The organism is Sphingopyxis soli (assembly GCF_018682675.1).
Classification (GTDB): domain Bacteria; phylum Pseudomonadota; class Alphaproteobacteria; order Sphingomonadales; family Sphingomonadaceae; genus Sphingopyxis; species Sphingopyxis soli.
Map to the genome: position 1 here is coordinate 16,490 of NZ_JAFMTR010000054.1, position 16,131 is coordinate 32,620.

Consider the following 16,131-nt stretch of genomic DNA (forward strand, 5'->3'; position numbering starts at 1 on the left):
GGGACAATTTAGCCCGGTCGCGGCGATGATCGTTGCCGCACGCGCCGTCACGTCGGAGGCGCTGCGCGCCGAGCTTGCGGGCCGAGGGATCGACCCCGCCAATCCGCGTCTGCTCGAATATCTCAGAGCCTCGATGGGGGCGCTGCCTCACGAAACGCTGCGCATTCTCTTTCTCGACGCCTCCCGCCGACTGATCGCCGACGAACAACTGCAACATGGAACGGTCGGACAGGTCGCCTTCTATCCGCGCACCATATTTAGACGGGCGATCGAACTCGACGCCGCCGCGATCATCCTCGTCCACAATCATCCGAGCGGCGATCCCACGCCCAGCCGATCCGATATCACGGCAACCGAGCGGCTGGCCGCGATCGGTCAATCGCTCGATGTGGAGGTGCTGCAACATATTGTCGTGACGCTCCGCCGCCATCGAACGATCCTGCATGGCGGGACGGCGGCCTGCAGCGAGGCGTCATCGGCGGCCGTGCTGCGCGACACGGCACGCGAGTGGCGAAGGGCGCGCGGCGCAAGGCTTGCGCTTGCCAATGCGCAAAGGGCTTCGCGGCGACGATTGCTGCGCCGCCAGCTCGTCGGAGCCGCCCCCCTTTTCGGCGAGCCGGCCTGGGACATGCTCATCGATCTCTTCATTCATGAGGGAGAAGCGAAGGCGGTGTCGACGAGCTCGCTCTGCATCGCCTCGGGCTTGCCGATGACGAGCGCCTTGCGGCTGCTCCAGCGACTCTGCGATGCGGGGCTCGTGACCCGCGAGGCCGACAGGCTCGACGGGCGGCGCAACTTCATTCGGCTGGCGCCGCCGCTTGCGCACCGGCTGATGGCTTATTTCACCGAAGGCGACGAATGATCGCCATCCTTGTCGCGCGAGAGTTCGTCCCCGAGCTTCGGCCCGGCCTCCATCCGGCGGCTGAGCGAATCGACAAAGGCCTCCCATCGCTTCTTGCCGGTTGCCTGCGCAGCGCGGAGAGCGGCGTCGGGCAGCGGCGGGCTGTTGACGAGCCAGGAGCGGACGAACAGTGCGAACGCCTCATTCGACAGTTCGACATGCCATTCGAGCCGGTCGAGCTGGCGCGAAATCCTGTCGAGGCGCCGCGTCAGCACAGCCTCGATGCGTTCCTCATGGTCGGGGGTCAGCAAGGAAGCCAGCGCCGCTTCGACGATGTCGGTGCGGGTGATCCGCCGGCTGCTCGCCCGTTCGTCGAGCTGCCGCGCCAGGATCGCGTCGATCCGGAAGGTCCGCTTGACCGACGGCTTTCTCACAGGTCGATCCCGTCATCGGGGTCTTGCGACGCGAGGCGAGCGCCGCGGCGCATGGCGCCATCGATGGCCTTGCGCTTACGAGCCGCGTCGTCGTCGCGATCCGGGTCCTCGAAGTCGAATTCGCCGATCGGGTTGCCGGGCACGGGGGCAATATCTTCATGGTCGGGTATTGCCGGTTCCTGCCGGATACCGCTGTTCGCCTCGCTTTCCTCCTGCTCCTCATCGGCCGGATCACCCGAGACGTCCTGATCTGCCTGCGCGGCGGCGACGCCGGGGAGGGTTGCCGGAGGCGCAAGCGCGCTCCAGTCGTCGGGCCGGGGAGCATCCCCCTCGGAGGGAGGCGGGGGCGGCAAGATGCGCGCCTGCAACCGGGGGTCGGTAAAATATCGCGCCTTGCTCGCGCGGATCGGCGCCACGCCTGCGACCATCACGATTTCTGGGTCGGGCGGTAGCTGCATCACCTCGCCCGGCGTCAGCAATGCGCGCGCGGTCTCGGTACGCGACACCATGAGATGACCGAGCCACGGCGAGAGCCGGTGCCCCGCATAATTCTTCATGGCGCGCATCTCCGTTGCGGTCCCGAGCGCATCGGAAATCCGCTTGGCGGTTCGCTCGTCATTCGTCGCGAAACTTACCCGGACGTGGCAATTATCGAGAATGGCATTGTTCGGCCCATAGGCCTTTTCGATCTGGTTCAGCGACTGGGCGATCAGGAAGGCCTTGATCCCGTAGCCCGCCATGAAGGCCAGCGCGCTCTCGAAGAAATCGAGTCGTCCGAGCGCCGGAAACTCGTCGAGCATGAACAGAAGGCGCTGCGGCCGAGCGGCGGGATTGAGCTCCTCGGTGAGCCGCCGCCCGATCTGGTTGAGGATGAGGCGGATGAGCGGCTTGGTGCGGCTGATGTCGCCGGGCGGGACGACGAGATAGAGCGAGGTCGGGGTATCGCCGGTGACGAGATCGGCGATGCGCCAGTCGGACCGCCCCGTCACCGCCGCTATGACCGGGTCGCGATAGAGGCCGAGGAAGGACATGGCCGTCGACAGCACCCCCGAGCGTTCGTTGGCCGACTTGTTCAGCAGATCCTGCGCCGCACGGGCAACGACCGGATGCACGCCCGCCTCGCCGAGATGCGCGGTCGTCTGCATGATCCGCACCGTCGAGGCGATGCCGCGGCGGGGATCGGACAGAAACGCCGCCACCCCGGCCAGCGACTTGTCTTCCTCAGCATAGAGGACATGGAGGATCGCCCCGACGAGCAGCGAATGGCTCGTCTTTTCCCAGTGGTTGCGCTTCTCGAGGCTGCCTTCGGGATCGACGAGCACGTCGGCGACATTCTGCGCATCGCGCACCTCCCACTGACCGCGCCGGATTTCGAGCAAAGGGTTGTAGGCGGATGACGCGATGTTGGTGGGATCGAAGAGGAGCACGCGGCCGTGCTGCGCCCGGAAACCCGAGGTCAGCTGCCAGTTCTCACCCTTGATGTCGTGCACGATACAGCTGCCGGGCCAGGTGAGCAGCGTCGGGACGACAAGACCGACACCCTTGCCCGAACGCGTCGGCGCGAAGCAGAGGATATGCTCTGCGCCATCGTGACGCAGATAGTGCCGGCGAAAGCGTCCAAGGATCACGCCGGCATCGCCGAGCATGCCCGCGCGCCGGATATCGCCCGCATCGGCCCAGCGCGCCGAGCCATAGGTTTCGGCGCGCCGCCGCTCGCGGGCGCGCCATACCGACATGGCGATCGCGACGATGATCGAGACGAAGCCGCCCGATGCGGCGATCATGGCGCCGCGGTAGAAGAGCGGCGGCGCGTAGGCGTCATAGACGAACCACCACCAGAAGAAGGCCGGCGGCGGATAGACCGGATAGTCGCCGATCCGAAACCATGGCGCACCCAGCGCGGGCTGATATCCGAGCGCAGCGGCAGTCCATTGCGTCGCCGCCCAGACCGCGAGGATCACGATCGCGCCGACGGCGGCGATCTGGCCCCAGAGTATCTTGTCGTTCATGCGGAAGCTGTCCTTCTAGATGCCGATGCCCCGGCCCAGCGCCCAGTCGACCGTGCCGCCGGGCGACATGGTGCCGGTGATATGCTGGCCGAGGTGGCGGTCGAGCGCGGGGCGCCAGGGAACGAGCTGGAAGCCGAGCCCGTCGTCGATCATCGCGAAGCGCCCCGATGCGAGGGTGACGCGTTCGCGGTAGATGCCGCTCACATACTCCCCGGCAGCCGAGGGTTTCGCAGTAAGGCCGGTCCGCTCGGCGATCGCGGCGGTCGCGGCCTCAAGCTCGCGCGAGGCGAGCTTGTCGATCAGTCCCGGTGACAGGCTCAGCCGATCGCCGGCGCGCGAAGCCAGTCCTTCGCTCACAAGATAGCGCGCGCGTTCGTCCATCGCCTGGCGGATTTCGAGACCGAAGCCATTGCCGCATGCGACGGGTTCGCGGGCGACGAGCTGGCGGTCGAGCCAGGTCGCGCCGGGCGCGACCACCTGCGAAGCAAGCGGCAGGTCGGAGCGGGTCGCCAGCGATATCTGATCGCGCCCCTTGCCGTCCTGCCACTTGCGCAGTTCGACGATCGCGCCGGGCCGCGCGTCGCCGGTCATCTCCATGTCATCGAAGCGGATATGGTGGGTGCGCCCATCGGCACCGTCGACGATCGCATAGGCACTGCCCGCGAGCTCGTCATGGAGACCGCGTTCGACCAACCGGCCGATGACCGGCCCGTCCGGAGCTCCCTCGTGGAGCGCGAGCGCTGCGGGATCGAAGCGACCGCCGCCGCGGGCGAGCGCCCGGTGCATCGTCTTGATGACATCGCCGCGCACCGCGACCTCGCGTAGCGCCTGTTCGGCGCCCGCGTCCATAGTCCAGAGACCGGCGCCGCTTCGCTCGGCAAGCCCCATCGCCTCGAGCTTCGCGGCGCGGCCAATGAGCAACCCCTGCAGGCGCCGATCGTCACCGGCGGATGGGCGCAGGTCGATCATCCCGCCCGTTTCGTCGGCGATGCGCTGCAGCCGGGCGTCGAGGCTCGTCCAGCGTTCGGCATCGACCTCGCGTGCGAGCGCATCCTGAATGTCGAGCTCGCTCCGCGGACCGAGCTCGAGCGTCGCCAAGGCCTCGGCGCGGCCGCGGATGCCGGCGGCGATATAGCCGCGGTCGATGACGAGATCGGCGCCATCGTCGGCGACGCCGCGCACGAGAATATGGACGTGCGGATTGTCGGTATTCCAATGGTCGACCGCGACCCAGTCGAGGCGCGTATCCAGATCCCTTTGCATGTCGGTCAGAAGATCGCGGGTGAAGGTACGAAGGTCGCCGAGTTCGGCCGCGTCCTCGGGGCTGACGATCAGCCGGAAATGATGCCGGTCGTCCTCGCAGCGCGCGGCGAACGCGTCGCGGTCGGCGGCATCGCCATCGGCATCGAACATGGTGGCGTCGCGTCCGTCGCGGGTGACGCCCTCGCGCTCCAGATAAGAGATATGGCGCGCTAGCGGCGCTGCACGAAACCGTGCGCCGCGATGACGGACCACGCGCGCCATGACGGTGACGCGCCGGCTGCCCGGCTGGCTGCGCATCGCGGCCAGAGCCCGTCGGCCGCGCCCATGCGTCCCGGTGCCGCCGCCGCGGCTTCGCCCGGATCGCGAGCGGGTATATCCCGAGCGGGCGGCCGCCCTGCGGACCTGGGCCGCGAGCCGCTTGCCCCTGTCCGCGGAACCCGAGCCGCGATCGCGGCTCCGTCCCGGCCTGATCCGGAAATCGCCGTCGTCACGCCGCATCGGGCGCCCTGCCATACGAAAAGGGCGCAGAATATGCGGGCTCTGTGCGATCCGTATGGCTGATTTTGCCTATGCCATACGCCCAAAGCCGCCGAAAACCGACCATCCCGGGCCCGCAGCTGGCACGGTTTTTATCTTGCGGTCCTATTTGGCTCCCGTTTTCTGCAAGATTTCGCCATCTCCATCTTTCCTTCATAGCAAGTAATCGGGCACTATTCGACGCGGGTTCTTGATCGTCTGCGAAGTGGTTGAGGTTTGATACGCCGTGCAGTCCTCCGGGCTCGTCGACGGCGTGTTCGATCCGCACTTGAGCGGCGCGCGAACCGTCGCGGCACATGTCGCTATCGGATTTACGGGGCAACTTCACAGGCAATCGCGCGTGGTCCGCTGTGCGCGGCCACAGGCAAGATATCGTGCTTCCCGTTTCCTTGGTCTGTATCATTCCTCTGCCGCTCGCGCGGACCTCCTTGAGCTCGTGAGCCGTCAACCGGCTGTCGATATGGCCGTGCTGGTCATGAGTTCGCGCGGCTTAGCCGCCGCCGCTTCGCTGCATTCATGGTGTCGATATCGTCCGCCGACGCGTTCGGATCGCCGACATAGAAGGTGCCGTCCCGCCACATCGCGTGCATGACGACGGCCAGCTTGCGGGCAACGGCGACACGCGCTTTCGCATGGCACTTGGTCTTCGCGAGCTTCAGGCCCCAGGTCTTGATCATGTCGATGCCCTTGAACCGCGTGAGCATCGCCGACGCCGCCTCGTAGAGCGCGCGGCGCACATCGGGATCGCCAGCCTTGCTGATCCGTCCCTGCACATCGATCGATGTGCCCGACTGCCACCGCTTCGCCGTCAGACCGAAGTAGGCCGCGACATTGCGCGATCGGCGGAACCGCTGTGGGTCATCGATCGCGCTGCTGAAGCTCAGCGCCGTCACCGGACCGACGCCGGGGATCGCCATGAAGCGCCGGCAGAGTTCGTCGCGCATCGCGAGCTGCACGACCAGCTTGTGCAGCGTTAGATACTCAGCCCACAGCGCAGCGCGTGCACGAAGCATGCAGTCCATCAGCCCGGCGGTCATCGCGTCGCCGGCGACAGACTCGCGAACGGCCTTCTCCATGCCGCCGCGACTGACCTTGCCGAGGCGGATCCCGAACACCTTCAGCGAGTGCCGGATCGCGTTTTCGAGATCGAGGAACTTGCGCTTCAGATTGCGGCGCTGAACGAGCAGCAAGCGGATTCGGTAGCAGGCGTCCGTCTTCACGTGCGCTTGGCGGAACCAGCCGGTCCGCATGATATGCGCGATGCCGAGTGCATCATTGGCGTCGGTCTTGTTGCGCTGCGCCGACAGCGCGGCGCGCACATGGCGCGTCTCGAGACAGACCGCCGGCACGCCTTCAGCCAGCAGCTCGGTGTGCAGCCAAGGCGACAGCGATCCGGCTTCATGACCGACGCGACGCATGCGATCCGCATAGGGTCGCAGCGCCGCCGCGATCGCAGCCGGATCGGTTTCCACAGCGGTTTCGAACGCGATTTTGCCGTCATCGCCGACGACGCAGATTGCGGTTTCGTCGATCGAGACATCAAGGCCGGTAAAATATTCCATCACACGACTCCTTCGCTTCCGTTTGATCGGAGCGAGGGTCGCGCTGCTGGCAGGAACGACGCAAGGTTTCTCATCCGCCGCAGCGGCGGTGCTGGTCGGGAGCGACGCCAAGTCCTCGCCAAATACGGCGGCAATCCCCCATTTCCCTTCCAGCAAGATCCTGCTGCTCCCGAACCGCGGCATCCAGCAAGGCTGATCCACCGGCGAGACATCAGCGGTCCCGCGCGGTGGAGAGCGAAATGAAGAGCGACGCAGCCGGCGCGGAAGACGGCGCGGCGGCTTCGGGCGCCGATGCGGAATGCGCACCCTCGAGGTCGTCGCGGCGCCCGGCGAAGATCGCCGCATCCCGCCAGCCATGCGAAGGCCTTGGCGCCGCGGCGGCATTTCCAACGCCGTTGACGCTGTCGGCGCCATGTAGTTCGGGGGCGATCTTCGCGACATAGGCGACGGTTTCGGCGGGCAAGCCGCGGCGGCCCGATGCATAGGCATCGGCGCGCCCAGGTCCTGCATTATAGGCGGCGAGCATCAGCGCGATGTCGCCATAGCGGTCCCACATCGCGCGCAGATAGGCCGCACCCGCAAGGATGTTCGCGCGGGGGTCGAAGGGGTCCGGGCCGAGCCGGTGGCGGGCGGTCAGCGACGCCCAGGTTCCGGGCATGATCTGCATCAGCCCCATCGCTCCCGCATGCGAAACCGCGCCCGCCCTGCCCCGGCTTTCGGCGTGCATCACGCGCCAGATCCAGAGTTCGGGAATGGCGAAACGCTGCGCCGCTTCGGCGACCGGCGCGGCATAGGGATGGTCGCCCGGCTGCACCGCGGCGACAGCCGGCGTGCATAAGGGCTGCACGACGAAGGCGCCGACAAGCGCAGCGCAATGCCATGCGGGTCGATTGCCGCGCAGGCGGCGCATGCGCTCACTCGCCGTCATCGCCGCGGATCCACCGGATCGAATATTTGCGCTTATCGGGAAGTCTCTGGGTCAGATGAGCGTAGAGCGGAGCCGGGAGGCCCGGGTCGTCGATCATGATCTCGATGTAGGGATGGCCCGCGAGAGTGCGGTTCCAACCCGCGCCAATTTCGGCTTCGTTGGCCGGATTGCCGACCAGGATGCGCCAATCGGGATCGTCTTCGCCGCCGAAGTCGGGCAGGCTCTCAAGGGTGATATGAGCTTGGTAGGCGAGGGTCTCGATCATCCCCGAGAACCCGTGCGAAGCGCTTCCGGTCAGCGTTCCGATGATCATTTTTCGCGCTCCCTTTTGCCGTTGGCAGAATCGTCAGAGGTGTCTCCACCGCGCCTGCGAAGCGGCGCGGCAGCTTTCGAGCGGGTGAAAAGCGGATGCGCGGTGCCGATCAGCCCGGCAGCGGGCAGCGGCCCGAAATAGCGGCCGTCGAGGCTGTCGGGTGCCGCGTTGAGGAGAAAGATCTCGCCGCGCCCGACGGTCCGGCAGCCGGTCCAGACCGGCAGCGAGCGGTTCGCCCGGTCGCGCGCCAACGCGCGGGCAGCCCCCGCTCCGTCGACGGTGACGAAGGTACCCGAACGGCAGACGAGCGCGCCGGGAATCGCGGCGACGCGCTTCAGGAGCGGCACGCCGCGCGGCAGATAGCCGCGCGCGGATAGGAAGCCAGCGAGCGCCGGCGGCGGGTCGATGACGACGAGGTCGCCGACCCGCGGCGCGGCATCCGCGTCGATCCGGTAAAGGCCGATCGGCGCGCTGGCGCTCGCATTCCAGAGCAGGCGCGGCGCGGGCTTCGCCCATTCGACCGCGACGAAGAGCGTGCCGAAAAGCGAGACGGTCGCTACCGTGAAGGACAGGATCCGGCGGTTCATGATCCGACCGCCCGGCGGCGAAGCCACGCCGTGTGGCGTTCGAGCGAATAGGGCCGGAACGGCAGGCCGGCTGCAATCCGGTTGCCGATGTGGCGCCAATGGTCGGGCGCCGCATCGCAGGCGTCGATGCCGACGGCCTCGACCGCATCGATCGCCTCGAGCGCCTTCTGGACCTTCGGCCAGCCGTCGATCCGCGCCAGTATCTCGGCGCCGGGTCTGACGAACGGCAGCGTCGAATGGGACTCGCCCGGCGCGACGGCGAGGGCGATGGCGATGTTCGAATGGATGGTGCCGAAGTCGTTCGACGTCCAGCGGACGAAAGCGAAGACCGCGCCGGGACGGAAGGCCGCGACGCGTGTCCGGCGGCTCAGGATGCGCTCGGCAGCAACGCGGCCGAAGCGGATCCATTGTTCGTGCCGGCCTTCGATCCAAGTCAGTTCGACCTCGGTCGACGCACCCTGCGGCGGCGCCGCAATCGCGCGACCGCTGCGCGGCGAAAGCCCCGGCGACCCGAGCGCCGCATCGAAATCGATGCGGCGCATCAGCGCGGCTCTCGCCGCGCGGGACGCACGATGCCGCTGCCGGGATCGGACGTCGAGGTGCGGCGGCCGAGCTCGACCCAGGCGTCGAGTTCGTCGATCGCGTAGACGACGCGGCCCCCGAGCTTGCGATAGACTGGCCCCGTTCCATAGACGCGATGCTTCTCGAGCGTCCGGTGCGAAAGGCCGACGCGCCTTGCCGCCTCGGGCGTGGTGAGAAAGCGTGGAGGGTGACCGGTCGTCATGGGGTGCTCCTTCCAGCCGCCGGACCTTCGAGAGCGGGTCGGCGGGCGATGTCGCGTCATGGCGCGGCGCAGGACGCACAGGGGAGCGGCTCAATTCCGACGTTACTTTTGTCGCCCCGGCATACCCGCGAGCAGCGCGCGGTAGCCGCCGGCGGCCAGCGACTCGGCTTCGCGGATCAGGCGCTGGGTCCGCCGCCGTTCGGGCGAGGCTTTCCAGGCCGCGCCGCGGCCGATGGTCATGCGCGGATAGACGAGGCGGCAGGCGACCTCATGGCTCGTGACGCGGGCGCCTTCGCGGAGGTCGAGTATCGCGAGCAGCAGGTCGAGCCGCTGCGCCTGGTAGAAGGTCGGCGACGCTGCGGAGGGTGAAGGAGCCGCCCCGCGCAGCCATCGATCGAGATCCTGAACCGCTCGGAGCCGCGTCCCGGTCATGCCATCGAGCGGGATGACGGCGGCGAAAGAAGCGCGTTCCGGATCGCCGCGCAGCCAGATCCGGTGAAGCGCGCACTCATGCTCAAGGATATAATGGCGCCCGCCCGCCGCGGCCCGGTGAGCGACACGCCGCTCGGCGAGGCACGAACCCAATCCGTAGCCGAGAACCGGCTCGTCCGGGAGAGCAGAATCCGCGGCATCGACCATGACGACATAAGGACAGGCGGCCGCCTCCCAGAAGGCCGGTGCCGCGCGTGCCGGGATGCGCGGGTCGGCCGGGAAAGCAGAGGCCCCATCGCCGGGCCATCACCTCCTGCAACGCCGGACCCGCGTCAGGGTCCGCCATCACGCTTTGATAGTCGCGGCGATAGTCCGGGCTGCGGCGCAGAAATTCCTGGGCGTAGCCGGGAAAGTCGAGGCGGGGCTGGCGGTCATCGTCTCGCCTCCCTTTCCGCGCCATGACCGCCTCCTTCCGAGGCAACAGAATGGGCGAGCGAGCCACGACCGCCAATTCCAAGAGGCGGGAATCCCCATCCCCATAAATGGGTATCCCGCCCGGCGGCGCCGGGCGGGTCCTGCGGCTCAGTCGCCGCGCCGCGTCTGGCGGCTCCAGACGAGGTCGTGCTCGCCATCTTCGCCCGCGAAGAGCTGTGCGAAGATCGGCGCGGTGAAGCTCGGATCGTCGAGCTTGACCGAGAGGTAGGGGCGCTGATCCTGCGTCAGCTTCTCCCAGGCCGCACCGACCTCGACATCGCCGATGAAGACACGGTGGCTCGGAGCATTGCCGCTGGGGTCTTTCTCGGGCGTGATGCGAACCGATTTCGCCTGCACCGAGAGGGTGGTGATCTGACCCCGATATTCGCCGGAGACTTTCTTGAACGTGCCGATCCTGGCCATGATGCATTCCTTCCTTGGCTCGGGCCGCACCATCGCGGCCTCGATGCGCATCGACCGTCGGCGGGGGGCCGGGCGGGCAGCCGCAGGCCCGCAGCGAAGCGGAGGACCGCGCCGGCGCGTCTTTCTTGTTTCGCGAGGAACGGCGGCACGCCGGGGGAAGAAAGTCGCGACCGGCGCGGTTGCGCGAGGCCGGATCAGCGAAGCGGCCCGCCGACAGATGGCGCATTTCGAGAGGCCGTGATGATGCGGCTCGGCGGAGGGATGTGTCGCCCGGTCGACAAGCAAGTCGGCGATAGCGAAGGGCAATGAAGACCTAGGCCTGCAACTCCGCTCGCGCGATGCCATTCCCCGGCAGCACCAGATCGCGCCAACTGGCGAGCCCGGTGAGGATGGCGACAAGGACGGAAATGCCGCGATCAGCCCATGGCTCGAGGTCGGCCAGCTCCGCAAGCGCGCCGCCCGCCTGATATCCTGCAGCCGCGGCCGTGCCGGCGAACAGCAAGACGACGCAGAAGCGAACAGCAAAGGGCGCACTACTGCCAGCGACGTACCGACCGAACGCGTGGACCGAAAATCCCGCCAGCAATCCCGCGGCCAATATCGTCATTCAGCCAAAGCCATGATCGCGCAGATAGAAGGCAAGCGCGAGGCCGGTAAAGAGCGGCAACGCGTATTTCGCACAGCGAAGGAGCAGGAGCAGGGCGTAGACTATGGCTACGCCGCCCAGGATCAGCATCAGAGTCATGACCGTCCTCCATCCGGACGCGCCCGCCACCACCTCCTCAGCGCAACCTGCAATAAGGACATAGCAAAGGCCGGCTCGGGGTTGAACCCGAACCGGAACCAAGTTGGACGTAATCCCCGGAGGTTAGCGGGCGAACGGGTCATATTCGCAGACGATCGTTTCGGGGTCGCCGTCGAACTCGTCGAGCGGCATGACCGAATAGCCGGCGCCGGTCTCGACGAGGATGATTACGGTCATCATCGTCCGGGCGAGGTTCCAGCCGAGCGATTGGGCGGTGGTAAGCGGCATGGGATCAACTCCTGTCCTTGGGAGCGGGCCATTCCCGCTCGACAGGCGCCCCGCCGGACGGGGACAGGCCGCAATCACCGCGAGCGCAGCCGCGGCCCGAGCGAAGCGTGGGGACCCCGAAGCGGGTTGATTGAAGGAGGCCTGGCCTCGGCCAAGGGATCAGCGGCAATTGAGAGCGGGAATGGCCCGCTCCCATGCGGCAGAGCCCCACGCCTTCCCCGCCCCAGCCGCACGGCCCCGTCCCGGCCCCACCGAGCTTCCAATGGCGCCATAGCGCGGCGCACCGTCCGTCCTGTTCCAACCGACCGGAACGAAAAGCGCAGGAACGAATACACGGGAAGGAAGCCCGGTACCCCCCGCCTTATGGCAGCACAAAAAGGACGGCCCGTCGGACCGCCCTTCGATGTCTTGCAGCGATCGGCTCCGCCCGAAGGCGGAGCCGGGGATCCCGTCAGGCCGGCGGGTTCCAGATGATGACCTTTTTCATCGGGTCGTCGCCAGGGGCGTTGGCGACATTGCCGTAGATGGTCCCGAATTCGGGGGCCGACATCGTCACCGACACATATTCGGCGCCGTTGCTCTGCGAGAAGCGCTTCCAACCGGCGCCCAGTTCGAATCCGTTCTTGCGGCTGAGGATGCGATAATCAGGCTCGTTTTCCTTGATCTTGCGGCCATTCGGCACGATCGCGATCGGCGCGGTGACGTTGAGGGTGGCCAGCGTACCTTCGAAGCTGCCGTCGGCCTTGACGTGGAGATTGGCGATGGTGGGCATGAACTTTCTCCTTCGGTTGCTCGGGGACTTTCCCGATGGCGCCGGAAGAAGGGACCGCGAGCTGCCGTCACCGAGCGGCACGCGAGGGCGAACCCCGCATGGGGTTGACGGCCAGAGGCGAGCCGGGCCCGCAGAAGGGCGACAGGAAGGGACAGGCCTCGAGCGACGGAGACAAATGCCCTCACGGCCATCGAGGGACGGGCACCGACAGAATTGGCGGGCCACTCCCAACTACCGCTCCCGATTCCGTTCGATCAGTCGCAGCGATGCGAGCCCCAATATTTGGCCCACTGCGCCGTGAGACCGCTGCGGACCATCGCGCAGGAGACATCGCCCGAGCGGGGCGACGTGCAGAAGGCGGCGGTACGGGTGCCGCCGGCCCCGCCGCGCGACACACAGCGCATGGCCGGCCCGCGAACAAGAATATGGCCCGTCCGGTTCCGCCCCTGCGGCTCCCCCAGCAGACGGGCGAGATGATCGCGCGCCGCTATGGGGTCGGCATCGGGACAGGGATGGCCTGCGCTGCAGCTGCCATCCATCTCGCGCGCCGCGACGCCCGAGAGACGGACATGCGGCCCTTCGGCGCACCAGATCGGCCCGTCGCCGTCCCACACTGCGAGCGGAGTACATGTGAAGGACTGGCCGGACGGAACGACCGAGGCGAGCAGGAACAGAGCGAACATCAACCCGCCCTAACGCTGAGGATCGACCGATTCAAACGCCCAAACCGACCCAAGCGCCAAAGGATGGCGCGAAGCGCCCACAAGAAACGCGCTCTTGGCGAGCCCGCCGCCGGGCGGCGTGCGCGCGGGCTTGGGGGCCAGCCGCCGCCCGGCAAGGATGGCGAGCCAAGTGCGCTGCGCGGCCAGAACATCGCGCGGCCCCTGGCGCCGCGTGCCGGCGCCAGAGCACGCCCAATCGAGCCGCGCTCGATCCGGCAGCGGCAACTGCCCGGCGTTCAACTCTTGGAGCGAATGACGTGTCGCGGTTCGCCGCACAGGCCGCATGGGGCTTTCAACAATTCGAAGCCGCGAGCACCGCCGGCAGCCTGCGTTGCGGTGCCGGCCTGCGCAACGGACGAGAGATCGAGCCGATCCGCGATGCATTCGTCGCAGAGTGGCGTTCCGTCCATGCGCCGGACCAGCGCCTCGACACGTTCTGCCGTTGTTGATCTTGTAGCCATGCGTGTGCCGTAGAGATGTATCGGGATTCGCGAAAGCCACGAGCGTGCGACTGCTAGTGGCCGGAAGGAGACGGTCTTCTGTGGATGGCTCCCGCGTTGCAAGCATAAATTGACGTTCGGCGTTCTGGTCGGTTGCAGTCGTCTGTCCGGCCTGTTGATGCAGTCGGTAGGGACTGCTGGCCCTGATGGAGTCCGCGAACCGGGTCCCGATCGGCTTATCAGGCTATAGCGCCTTTGACTGTCCATGGGTTGTCCCGGCTCCCGGTCTGACCGGTATCGCCATCACATCGCATCGCGCTTACAACATCGTAAGGCTGATCTCCTCAGCCAAGCTCCTTCTATTATCCTGCCAGCATCGGGGCATGATGGCGCTGATAAACTTGCCCGCGCGTCATGAGCGCCCAAGCGATCCGGGCCATCTTGTTCGCCATGGCGACCGTGGCGACCCTCACCGGCTTGCGGGCCAGCAGGGCGACAAGGCGCGGGTCTGCCGTGTCAGGCTTGTATTTCGCGCGGCGGACCAATGAGGTCGCGCCTATGACCAGCAGTCGGCGCAGATATTTATCCCCCATCTTGCTGATCCGTCCTAGCCGCTCCTTACCGCCGCTCGACTTTTGCAGCGGCGTGAGCCCGAGCCAGGCGGCGAACTGCCGGCCAGAACGGAACTGGTGAGGATCGCTGACCGACGCCGCCAAAGCCGTTGCGCCGACCGGGCCGATACCAGGGATCGTCGACAGGCGCTGCGCGACCTCGTCGCTACGCTGGAGAACTGCCAGCCGAAGCTCAATCGCGTGAAGTCGCGCATGGATATCGAGTGCTTGCTGCGAGAGCATCCCGACGATCATTGCTGCGTCGTCGGGCACCTCCGGGGTGCGCTCGCTGTCGACGATCTGCCGTGCCAGGACCAGCGCTCGATCCCGCCCTTCCGGGATGACGATCCCAAACTCTGCGAGCAGACTTCGGATCATGTTTATCAGCTGCGTTCGCTGACCGACGAGCAAGCTGCGGCTTCGATGCAGTGCCAGCGCCGCCTGCTGCTCGCGCGACTTCACCGCAACGAAGCGCATTGTCGGACGCGTGACCGCTTCACAGATTGCTTCCGCATCGACAGCATCATTCTTCCCGCGCTTCACGTAAGGCTTGACGTAGGCAGGCGGCATCAGCCGCACCTCGTGCCCGAGCGCGACCAGCTCGCGTGCCCAATGGTGCGACGTCCCGCAGGCCTCGATGCCGACCAGGCACGGCCCCGTCTTCGCAACGAACGGCAGAAGCTGCGCACGACGAAGCGTCTTGCGCACAACGACATCGCCCGCTGCATCAACTGCGTGAACCTGAAAAACATTCTTGGCCAGATCCAGGCCGATCGTGGTAATCTCCATGGCGGATGGCTCCTCTGCTCGGGTTTGCATGACAGCAACCCATCTTGGCACCTAGATGCCGTGAGCGGGAGCCATCCACCTCATCCGCTTTGAAGAGGAAGCTTGGCTTAGCTGACGCACAACATCGACAAATGATGGCAATGAATAATGCAAGCGGTCCTGTGTAACCGACATCCGCAAAACGCTTTTTCGGACAGGAATTAGTCGGCATCTAGCGGTTGAACGACGCTCTTGCGGCGCACTGTCCTGACTACATACGCGATGTCAGTATATGCTCTATCTGCTCCGCCGTCGCCGCTGCTCCAGCCCTGGTCGGATGAAAGGATGCGCCTTCCGGCGGGGCGAGATCGTAGGTCCAAGGTTGCGCTGAGCATGCATCATGGCCGCTTCCGATCGTCGCCATGTCAACCAACACTGCGCCGCTCTGGTGAGCGGTTTTCCTCGTCGCTTCTGCCAATCTCGCGGCCACTCCGAGCGACGACCTGACTTGCTGCTGCGTGAGGTGCAGTGCGTCGCACGTGCCATTTTCAGGCAAAACCGGTGGATAGGTGACCACAACGACCAGCGCTTTGGGCGACCGCCGGCGTATCGCCGCAATGGTCGCCACGATTTCGTTTTGCACGGCAATGAAATCTTGTTGCTCGGGGTATGTTTCGCCACCCGACATGGCTGTGAGCCAGCGCATGATACCGCCGCGATTGCGGTAGCCGGCCGAGACGAGACTTCCGATGTAGCCAATGTCGTTTCCGCCGACGGTGAGGGTTACCAGCCGGGTGTTTGCGTTGATCGGCGCGATCTGCGGGCCTTGGAAAAACTGTCCGCCACCCACCAGATGTTTGACGGTCGCGCCCGAACAGCTCATGTCGACGAGCGATAGACCGGCAGACCGCGCAAGCTGTTGGGGATAGCCGTTGACACTCCGCTGGCATGCTAACGGAGCGCCCGGCGCCAACTCGCCCAGACCGAGTTCCGCGGCGAACGAACTTCCCAAGGCGACATATTCAGGGTTTCCGACCGGCTTGCGATGGCCTTGATACATCATGATCCCAAGGACCGCCGTCGCGCCCAGCGCGAGTAACAACGCCGCTCCAACAATCGATCGTTTCAGACCGCGGGGCATGCTCGGTTCTTTCGCCAATACCGGATGTTCGTTCGTCATAGGGCGGCGCGACACGTG

Annotated in this window: 21 protein-coding genes; 2 read left to right on the forward strand and 19 right to left on the reverse strand. The window is 66.4% G+C overall.

Translation table 11 applies throughout. The features are described 5' to 3' along the window. Nucleotides 1-25: 25 nt before the first annotated feature. The gene (locus tag J1N50_RS07800; RefSeq protein ID WP_281414822.1) at nucleotides 26-862 is read left to right on the forward strand and encodes a JAB domain-containing protein; all 837 of its coding nucleotides are present in this window, start codon (nucleotides 26-28) and stop codon (nucleotides 860-862) included. Here J1N50_RS07800 and J1N50_RS07805 read toward each other — a convergent pair. The 17 genes from J1N50_RS07805 to J1N50_RS07880 all read right to left on the reverse strand — a co-directional run bounded on the left by J1N50_RS07805 (nucleotide 838) and on the right by J1N50_RS07880 (nucleotide 13,078). Continuing rightward, complete coding sequence (locus tag J1N50_RS07805) at nucleotides 838-1,275, reverse strand: CopG family transcriptional regulator (protein ID WP_215352384.1); 438 nt, start codon at nucleotides 1,273-1,275, stop codon at nucleotides 838-840. The two genes, J1N50_RS07800 and J1N50_RS07805, sit on opposite strands and share 25 nt — an antisense overlap. Further along, complete coding sequence (locus tag J1N50_RS07810) at nucleotides 1,272-3,284, reverse strand: conjugal transfer protein TraG (RefSeq protein WP_215352391.1); 2,013 nt, start codon at nucleotides 3,282-3,284, stop codon at nucleotides 1,272-1,274. Before J1N50_RS07810 ends, J1N50_RS07805 begins: the two co-directional genes overlap by 4 nt. 15 nt (nucleotides 3,285-3,299) lie before the next feature. After that, entirely contained in the window at nucleotides 3,300-5,045 is a 1,746-nt protein-coding gene (locus tag J1N50_RS07815; protein WP_215352393.1) for a relaxase/mobilization nuclease domain-containing protein, read from the reverse strand. Nucleotides 5,046-5,557: 512 nt separating this feature from the next. Continuing rightward, entirely contained in the window at nucleotides 5,558-6,646 is a 1,089-nt protein-coding gene (locus J1N50_RS07820) for an IS110 family RNA-guided transposase (protein WP_425516933.1), read from the reverse strand. A 211-nt stretch (nucleotides 6,647-6,857) separates the two neighbouring features. Beyond that, a complete protein-coding gene (locus J1N50_RS07825) occupies nucleotides 6,858-7,574 on the reverse strand; it encodes a lytic transglycosylase domain-containing protein (RefSeq protein ID WP_246553232.1) in 717 nt (238 codons plus the stop codon). Next, entirely contained in the window at nucleotides 7,561-7,887 is a 327-nt protein-coding gene (locus J1N50_RS07830) for a DUF736 domain-containing protein (protein WP_215352401.1), read from the reverse strand. Before J1N50_RS07830 ends, J1N50_RS07825 begins: the two co-directional genes overlap by 14 nt. After that, nucleotides 7,884-8,474, reverse strand: coding sequence for a S26 family signal peptidase (locus J1N50_RS07835; RefSeq protein WP_054586772.1), 591 nt, complete (start codon nucleotides 8,472-8,474; stop codon nucleotides 7,884-7,886). Before J1N50_RS07835 ends, J1N50_RS07830 begins: the two co-directional genes overlap by 4 nt. Continuing rightward, nucleotides 8,471-9,016 carry a DUF2840 domain-containing protein gene (locus tag J1N50_RS07840; protein ID WP_054586771.1) on the reverse strand — a complete coding sequence of 182 codons (546 nt, stop codon included), beginning with the start codon at nucleotides 9,014-9,016 and terminating at the stop codon, nucleotides 8,471-8,473. Before J1N50_RS07840 ends, J1N50_RS07835 begins: the two co-directional genes overlap by 4 nt. Further along, complete coding sequence (locus J1N50_RS07845; protein WP_054586770.1) at nucleotides 9,016-9,258, reverse strand: helix-turn-helix transcriptional regulator; 243 nt, start codon at nucleotides 9,256-9,258, stop codon at nucleotides 9,016-9,018. Before J1N50_RS07845 ends, J1N50_RS07840 begins: the two co-directional genes overlap by 1 nt. A gap of 102 nt (nucleotides 9,259-9,360) precedes the next feature. After that, on the reverse strand, nucleotides 9,361-9,843 hold the full coding sequence (locus J1N50_RS07850) for a DNA -binding domain-containing protein (RefSeq protein ID WP_420496830.1): 483 nt from the start codon (nucleotides 9,841-9,843) through the stop codon (nucleotides 9,361-9,363). Then, nucleotides 9,773-10,150, reverse strand: a complete 378-nt coding sequence (locus J1N50_RS18080; protein ID WP_420496829.1) for a transcriptional regulator domain-containing protein — start codon at nucleotides 10,148-10,150, stop codon at nucleotides 9,773-9,775. Before J1N50_RS18080 ends, J1N50_RS07850 begins: the two co-directional genes overlap by 71 nt. A gap of 122 nt (nucleotides 10,151-10,272) precedes the next feature. Beyond that, nucleotides 10,273-10,587 (reverse strand): DUF736 domain-containing protein, encoded by a 315-nt coding sequence (locus J1N50_RS07855; RefSeq protein WP_054590053.1) that lies wholly within the window; start codon nucleotides 10,585-10,587, stop codon nucleotides 10,273-10,275. A 313-nt stretch (nucleotides 10,588-10,900) separates the two neighbouring features. Then, complete coding sequence (locus J1N50_RS07860) at nucleotides 10,901-11,194, reverse strand: hypothetical protein (RefSeq protein ID WP_054586769.1); 294 nt, start codon at nucleotides 11,192-11,194, stop codon at nucleotides 10,901-10,903. Further along, complete coding sequence (locus tag J1N50_RS07865) at nucleotides 11,195-11,332, reverse strand: hypothetical protein (RefSeq protein WP_158213641.1); 138 nt, start codon at nucleotides 11,330-11,332, stop codon at nucleotides 11,195-11,197. A 123-nt stretch (nucleotides 11,333-11,455) separates the two neighbouring features. After that, complete coding sequence (locus tag J1N50_RS07870; protein WP_164499240.1) at nucleotides 11,456-11,620, reverse strand: hypothetical protein; 165 nt, start codon at nucleotides 11,618-11,620, stop codon at nucleotides 11,456-11,458. Between the two features lie 451 nt (nucleotides 11,621-12,071). After that, on the reverse strand, nucleotides 12,072-12,392 hold the full coding sequence (locus tag J1N50_RS07875; RefSeq protein ID WP_054586768.1) for a DUF736 domain-containing protein: 321 nt from the start codon (nucleotides 12,390-12,392) through the stop codon (nucleotides 12,072-12,074). A 254-nt stretch (nucleotides 12,393-12,646) separates the two neighbouring features. Further along, nucleotides 12,647-13,078, reverse strand: a complete 432-nt coding sequence (locus J1N50_RS07880; protein WP_054586767.1) for a hypothetical protein — start codon at nucleotides 13,076-13,078, stop codon at nucleotides 12,647-12,649. 293 nt (nucleotides 13,079-13,371) lie between these two features. On the opposite strand from J1N50_RS07880, the gene J1N50_RS07885 reads away from it, so the two are divergent. Beyond that, complete coding sequence (locus tag J1N50_RS07885; RefSeq protein WP_054586765.1) at nucleotides 13,372-13,563, forward strand: hypothetical protein; 192 nt, start codon at nucleotides 13,372-13,374, stop codon at nucleotides 13,561-13,563. Nucleotides 13,564-13,916: 353 nt separating this feature from the next. Here the strand turns inward: J1N50_RS07885 and J1N50_RS07890 are convergent, their stop codons facing one another. Both J1N50_RS07890 and J1N50_RS07895 read right to left on the reverse strand, forming a co-directional pair. Then, entirely contained in the window at nucleotides 13,917-14,954 is a 1,038-nt protein-coding gene (locus J1N50_RS07890; protein WP_054586764.1) for an IS110 family RNA-guided transposase, read from the reverse strand. 250 nt (nucleotides 14,955-15,204) lie between these two features. After that, nucleotides 15,205-16,074 (reverse strand): SGNH/GDSL hydrolase family protein, encoded by an 870-nt coding sequence (locus J1N50_RS07895; protein ID WP_054586763.1) that lies wholly within the window; start codon nucleotides 16,072-16,074, stop codon nucleotides 15,205-15,207. Between the last annotated feature and the right edge of the window lie 57 nt (nucleotides 16,075-16,131).